The organism is Ralstonia flaminis (assembly GCF_958415495.1).
GTDB lineage: Bacteria > Pseudomonadota > Gammaproteobacteria > Burkholderiales > Burkholderiaceae > Ralstonia > Ralstonia flaminis.
This window is the reverse complement of sequence record NZ_CATZLL010000031.1, coordinates 1-6107: the sequence shown is the minus strand read 5'-3', so window position 1 is coordinate 6107 and position 6107 is coordinate 1. Positions and strand designations below refer to the sequence as shown.

At 58.4% G+C, this 6107-nt stretch carries 8 protein-coding genes; 3 read left to right on the top strand and 5 right to left on the bottom strand.

All coding sequences use genetic code 11. The features are described 5' to 3' along the window. Positions 1-260: 260 nt before the first annotated feature. Entirely contained in the window at positions 261-533 is a 273-nt protein-coding gene (locus R2N11_RS26245; RefSeq protein WP_316682955.1) for a hypothetical protein, read from the bottom strand. 86 nt (positions 534-619) lie between these two features. Further along, positions 620-1789 (bottom strand): hypothetical protein, encoded by a 1170-nt coding sequence (locus tag R2N11_RS26240; protein WP_316682954.1) that lies wholly within the window; start codon positions 1787-1789, stop codon positions 620-622. A 26-nt stretch (positions 1790-1815) separates the two neighbouring features. Here R2N11_RS26240 and R2N11_RS26235 point away from each other — a divergent pair, with 26 nt between their 5' ends. The 3 genes from R2N11_RS26235 to R2N11_RS26225 all read left to right on the top strand — a co-directional run bounded on the left by R2N11_RS26235 (position 1816) and on the right by R2N11_RS26225 (position 3395). Next, positions 1816-2154, top strand: coding sequence for a helix-turn-helix domain-containing protein (locus R2N11_RS26235; RefSeq protein WP_316682953.1), 339 nt, complete (start codon positions 1816-1818; stop codon positions 2152-2154). Positions 2155-2755: 601 nt separating this feature from the next. Next, entirely contained in the window at positions 2756-2986 is a 231-nt protein-coding gene (locus tag R2N11_RS26230; protein ID WP_316682952.1) for a hypothetical protein, read from the top strand. 238 nt (positions 2987-3224) lie between these two features. After that, a complete protein-coding gene (locus R2N11_RS26225; protein ID WP_316682951.1) occupies positions 3225-3395 on the top strand; it encodes a hypothetical protein in 171 nt (56 codons plus the stop codon). A gap of 97 nt (positions 3396-3492) precedes the next feature. Here R2N11_RS26225 and R2N11_RS26220 read toward each other — a convergent pair whose 3' ends face one another. From R2N11_RS26220 to R2N11_RS26210, 3 genes are all read right to left on the bottom strand, one after another. Then, positions 3493-3918, bottom strand: a complete 426-nt coding sequence (locus R2N11_RS26220; protein WP_316682950.1) for a hypothetical protein — start codon at positions 3916-3918, stop codon at positions 3493-3495. 16 nt (positions 3919-3934) lie between these two features. Continuing rightward, a complete protein-coding gene (locus R2N11_RS26215; protein ID WP_316682949.1) occupies positions 3935-4273 on the bottom strand; it encodes a hypothetical protein in 339 nt (112 codons plus the stop codon). After that, on the bottom strand, positions 4270-6107 hold a 1838-nt coding region (locus tag R2N11_RS26210), incomplete at its 5' end, for a hypothetical protein (RefSeq protein ID WP_430715483.1). The genes R2N11_RS26215 and R2N11_RS26210, both read right to left, overlap by 4 nt.

Sequence of the window (6107 nt, the reverse complement as noted above, 5' to 3'; positions counted from 1 at the left end):
CAATCCGACGCGCAGGCATTCGACGCTCGGCTACGTCAGTCCGATACAGTTTGAGCAAGCTCGAGAAGCTTAGGTCGGTGTCCACTGAACCGGCAGCAGCCCAAATGCACGAGAGCGAGGACGTGCGCCGGGAGGTGGCGAAGCGGATCTTTTGACCCTCTCTACCTGGCTCAAATCAATCCGCTAACGAGCACAAACAACAACGCCCACCGGTCGGCGGGCGTTGCGGGTTGAAAGAGTTTTGGTGGTGAAGCCTAAGGCTACCCGAGCAATCGCTTACCAAATTTATCCATTACGAACTGTTTGGCCTCCTCCTCGGAGTCAGTTGGGTAAACGCAATAGTGTTCGTTGTCTAACAACTCCATCCACGACTCACCACTCGCCTCGAAGGACAGCAATTCACCCCTGAGCCTTTCGAATACAGTCTGATCCTGCAGGAAACGCTCGATGGCAACAGCTTCAGCGCTCTCAGACAAACCAACGTCTATTGAAAGCACCGACAGCAGCAAGTTTTTCAGGGTTGGGTAAGCCATATCAGCCTCTCATCGAGCCGGGAACAGTGTCACAGTTTCCCACTGCCCCGTTGTTGCATTGAAATAATAGGTGCCTTGCACACTCCTCAAGTTATCGATGAGTTGTGGTGCTCCTTGCAGATCAGGCTGTACAGGCGGACGTAACCTCTCCCCAGATTCAACCCCATATCACCCACGTCGGCTGGCGTCACCGTCACAAACGCTTCGCCAGGATGATTCTGTATAGCATTTGCTAACGCGCCATTGCTTCGTACGTACTGATCAGCGTATCCAAGTAGCTGGTCAGAGTGGAAAGCAGAAGACATTGGGGGAAGGATAGGTTGCCCGCTCTTGGTTAATTTCACCGAATTATCGGGCGCCACGCCTGTAAGTGCACGAATCATAAGTTGCCCATCCGTGACCGAACCACCGTGGCGCTGTAAAGAGTGTGCGTCTGGATACGACGTTAGCATGTCGACCTGCCGCGTACTCAGCGGCCTTGGCGGCCCAACGAAGTCTAGCTCAAGCGGATTGCCACTATAGGTCTGTCCCACGGGTGGAGCAGCCCCTCTCCGACCGGAAGCCAAACCACCCATTTGCGACGCCTTCGGCAATTGGTATCCCGCCCGTGCCGCCGCAAGCCCATCCAGCGAATTACCCAGTTGCGACGCGTACACCGCATCGGTATGCGAACCACCTAATGCGTAGGTAAGCCCCACCGCCATACCCGCGAACGGACTTTCCAGCGCACCATTCAACGCCACCGCCCCCGGGTTCATCCGCACCGGCTGCGCCGTAACCGGCCGCTCGTATTGCATAGCATGTGCGACACCAATCAACCAATCGCTAGCGGAACCTGGTGACGCTCGGAAGGCCTGAGCAATGTCGTCAAACCGGTTGTAGGTACCCGTTACCGCAACAGTAGCGTCTTTCTGCTGAGTTAATGCGTCCCATGAGGAAGACCCACTGCCTACTGCACCGGCGAACATCTGCCCCGATGCTTGAGCGTAGTTTCGCCCAATTGGATCAGCGAACCATGATTCGCCGCTCAGCGACGTCGCATCGACGTAGCTTTGCCGCGTAGCACCGCCGCCATACGCTGTCCCATAGCCCACCACATCAGGAGGAATCTCAAATTCCGCATGTGAGCCCTTGGGAGTCACAACCAAAGTCGACAGCGTGCCAATATCTATAGGCTCGGCGGCACCGCCCCCACCCGCATCTGACATCACCACCGGCTGACCAGGGTCCCGCAGCGCATTGGCTGCTAGCAACACGCCAGGCGCACTGCTCGTGCCGTTCTGTGCGTCACTATAAGGCCGCCGGCTTCACCCAGGTCGAACTCGCCGCCGAGTTGGGGATCTCCCAGCGCATGGTTGCCTACTACGAGAGCCCGCAGGCCGCCCCGCCGGCCAACCTGCTGCCCGCCATCGCCACCGCCCTGGGCGTCTCCATCGATGAACTGTTCGGCCGCAGCGGCAAGCGCCGCCTGGTCAAGCAGGATGGCGACAGCCGCCTGCGCCGCAGATTGCTGGCCATCGAGAAGCTCGATCCAGCCGAGAAGCGTCAGGTATTGCAGTTGATCGATGCCTTCATCGAGCGCGGCCAGCTCAAACGCAAGGTCGAGCGCAGCGCCGCCTGACACCCTTAGCAGCTAAGGGTTGTGCCCATCTCACCCCCAGCCGCGGCTAGGGGGTTGGGGGAGCGTTTTTTCTTTAGATATAAAAGCCCTACCCCTGCATGGACTGCGCAGGCTGCATCCGCGTACCCGTTTCTTTTCGTTCTTCGGAACACGCAGCAACACAGCCCTGACGTGCAATCGGCAGCAAGCAAGTCATACGCCATGCCATGTGCAAACCTAGCTGCCATGCGGGTTCGCGGACCCTAACGTATGACAGATTTCACCCCGAGCAACGCATCAATTTCCCGCAGACCAAGCGCTGGCGCGGGTTTACAGCTCCTCGCACGAGGTGCGTATGGTGTGTAGGCTTTTTAGGACCGCCGAACCGCCGCAGATTGCAGCCAGAACGAGGGCTTTGATGGACCAGTCCGGGCTCTCCAAGGGCGTATTTCGACCGCTTTCCAGGGTGTCTGCGGGCCTGCTAGCCTGGAGCAGGCCACACGACACGCGCACCATGTTCCTAAACAGTTCCGCAGGCGTTCTTTTTCTGTTCCTGCCGCGCGCCAGACCGCCCAGCGTGTTCCCTTTCTGTTCCTTTTAAGTTGCCTTTGTGTTCCCCGCCATGCAGCCTCTGACCCCATTCGATGACATGACGCCCGCTGAACTGGAGGCGTTCCTGGCAACCCTTGCGCATGACGATGGCGCCGCTGCGCGTGGACATCTGGCCCGGGGTAATCCCATCTATTGCACGACAGCGACCACGCCCGCTGGGCTCGTCGAGAAGCGTTATCCAGACGGCCGGCGCCAGCTCGTGCGCTTCGATCTCGATGGGGAACACGTCGTGGGAGAGTGACGTGCAATCGGAAGCTGCCGGCTCACTCTAGGCTCGCTTCCAGCATGGCGTGCTAGCGTTTGCTAGCATCCGTGAAGCCTTGCCCCGCAAGGGATTACGCCCAACCGGCGCTTCCAGCTACGCCAGCGGCAAGGCACGCCGCTAGCGCCACAACGCCAATGCTGGCGCGGGGTTGATGGGGCTTTGCACGCGCTTCGCTACGTGCGTAGTGTGTGTGACCTTTCAAGGGAAATCTTCAATGACTGAGCACGGCCAGCAATTGCCCAATTCCACCAACACGACCAACGACGGCCAACCCAAGGAATTACGCGAATCGACCGACGCCTGGATTCGCCGGGCGATGCTCGGAATTCGGCAAATGCACCTCGATGAGAACGCTCGGCGCGAGGTGGCGGAACGGCTATTCTGACCAACTCGCCTCACGCTGACCGACCGATCAATAAGCGCAAATAACAACGCCCGCCATCTGGCGGGCGTTGCGGGTAGGGCGGATATCTCTGGCTCGGCTAACTCTCCAGTTGGCTCCCCTCTACAGTGAAATCCATACGCAATTGAAACTTCTCAGCCACGTCGAGATCGCTAGCTCGATACCCGTGCATTACATCAAGAACCCATCTCTGACCATCACCGCTGGATACCTTCAGGGTAACAGGGAACGTTACCAATAGACCGGTAACAATACCCTCTCCGGTCGCCCCCTGCCGAACTTTGGTTTCAAGAACCGGAGGCATCTTGCAGTGCACAGCGAGAAGTTGGGAGGCCCTGTCTTGCGCATATAACTCCCCCTCAATGTCATGAATCACGAAAGTACGGAAGTCCTTTCCCCTCCCAAGCCATTCGATCATATGCGCAGCACTATCACATGCCTCAAAGCCAGTAACTAAGATCTGATTTGGCACTTTCAACGATGCCACATGTTGCTCATATCCCATATCACTCTCGTTCAACTTAGATGATGCGAGGGACACCGGGAACTCGGTCCCCGTGCGCCTCCCCAACGAGAATTAGATCAAACGTCAGCTCCAGCTCATCTGCCATCTTCAGCAAGCGCTGATGATCTTTATGACGAACCGCCTCCGCACGCATTGCTTTAATTGCAAAGCGCAATTCCTTAAGAAGAGATTTTGGCACAAGCGGCGAAGCCCTCAGCCTCAAGGTCAGTGCTCTTGAGAGAGATGTCAGCTCTTCCCACGCCAACTGATCCATCTCGCCAGCCTGCAGCGAGAGGATCAGCCTGCCGACCAACGATCTCAATTGCTCTTGGTCTTGTTCTACTACCGTGATCATTTCACGAACCCCTTGATCGCCTCTTTTGGAATCGTCTGATAAATCGTCACCTCTTGCGCCCAAATAGAACGGTGGTAGGCCAAGCCATCAACACCATTAACCCTGGGAGCACTCCTCCACACTTCCGCTTGGAGCGAACCAACCTTATTCAAGTCGACGGCAATTATCCCATTCCCGCCTTCATATGCACGAGCTACATCGAGAACCTTTGTCGTCGAAACCCAAGGACTATTAGCCGCAGCCCCTCCAGCGCCAGGACCGGCATTAGCAACGTGCTCTGCCGCCGTCCACGTGCCACTTGGAGCCTTGGCAACAATATCTCGGCCTGCCGCAAGAGCCTCCCCGTCAGCAGAGGTTAGTGCTCGATAGACGATATTGGCGTTGGCTCCCTCAGCAGCAACCCCGGTTGCAAACATACGCCCTGCCGCTCCTGCAGCCAACGGTGCGACTCCCGCCAGCACGCCGACTTGAGTGAGCGTCGCCCCCAGATAATCGCCCTGCACCATATTCTGCCGAAGATCGCTGCGCAACGAATCCGGTGAGCCCGTTGCCAAGCTCCAAATGTCGCGATACTGATTTCCAAGCTCAACAAAGGGGTGCGCCACGGCTCCCCCAACGGCGCGCATGCCAGAACCGATTTTTTCCGACAGTGGCGCAGGCCCCTCCATGACGCTTCGGTAATCTCCCGTCAAGCCTCGCCAGAATCCACCTTCTGTTTTCGTCGGAACAAAGGTTGCCCCCACATCCGCTCTCGACAACGGTGGAAGCTCCTGAACATCAAGAACTGGATTCGGCACCGCATAAGCCGTTGCACCACTGTCCCAGCGCTCCCAACCACGCCCATTTTCCGTTACACCCCTGGCCACCACTTGCGAGTCGGGAACAATCGACTTCATTGACGGATCCCACGCGGTACTACCCATAGGCAGGGTCTGCGGTTCCACTGTCCCTGTGATCAGTACGTTAAGCACCCCATTTGCATCGACATAATCACCCTCTCCAGCGCTCAGCGCCCGTCCAGCCATCGCCTGCAGTTCCGCGACCCGTGCAGCATGGCCATCAAGACTAGCGGCACGCACCAAACCTCCAACGGCATCGGACACTGCCACTGGCTGCCCGGGCTCTGTCACACCATTGGCGGCCAGCAGCACGCCAGGCGCCCTGCCGGTGCCATTCTGTGGCGCACTGAAGGCTGCCACCAGTTGGTTGTACGCCGCGTCGCTGTCAAAGCTCGATGAGGATGGAGTGGAATCGATCCCCGGTGCATTCCAGATAGGCGAACGCTGCAGCTCGGCAATTTTCTGGCCCAACACGTCTTCCTGTGAGCTGCGTGCGCTGCCCATTTGGTCGACCAAACTACCACCCAGCGCATTGCCAAACGCATCGGTTGCCACTTGCACAGCGGCAATACGGCCACCTTGCAGCGCCGCCGTAGTCATGCCTCCGGCAAAACCAGTGATCGACCCTTGCGCAACGCTACCGGCAAACCCGCTACCCAACTTGCCGTTAAGCGCACCACCCAGTTCAGCACCCACCTGGCCGCCTGCGGCCGCCGCCGCCACGCCCCTCCAGTTGAAGCTCGACTGCAGGCCCGTCGCCACACCGATGCCTTGTGTCATCGCACTGGCAACGCCGACACGCGCTGCTGCGCTTGAAAGCACTGTTTGAGTCATCCCAGTGCTGGTCCGAGCCAAGTCCGCGAGCCCGCCACCAATGCCAGCAGTCACACCAGCACTCAACGCTGTCCGGCCGACCTGGCTCCAGCTGAATTTGTCCTGCGCGCCAATGGCAATTCCAACGCCTTGCCCCACCATGCTGCCAACCGCAGCGCCGA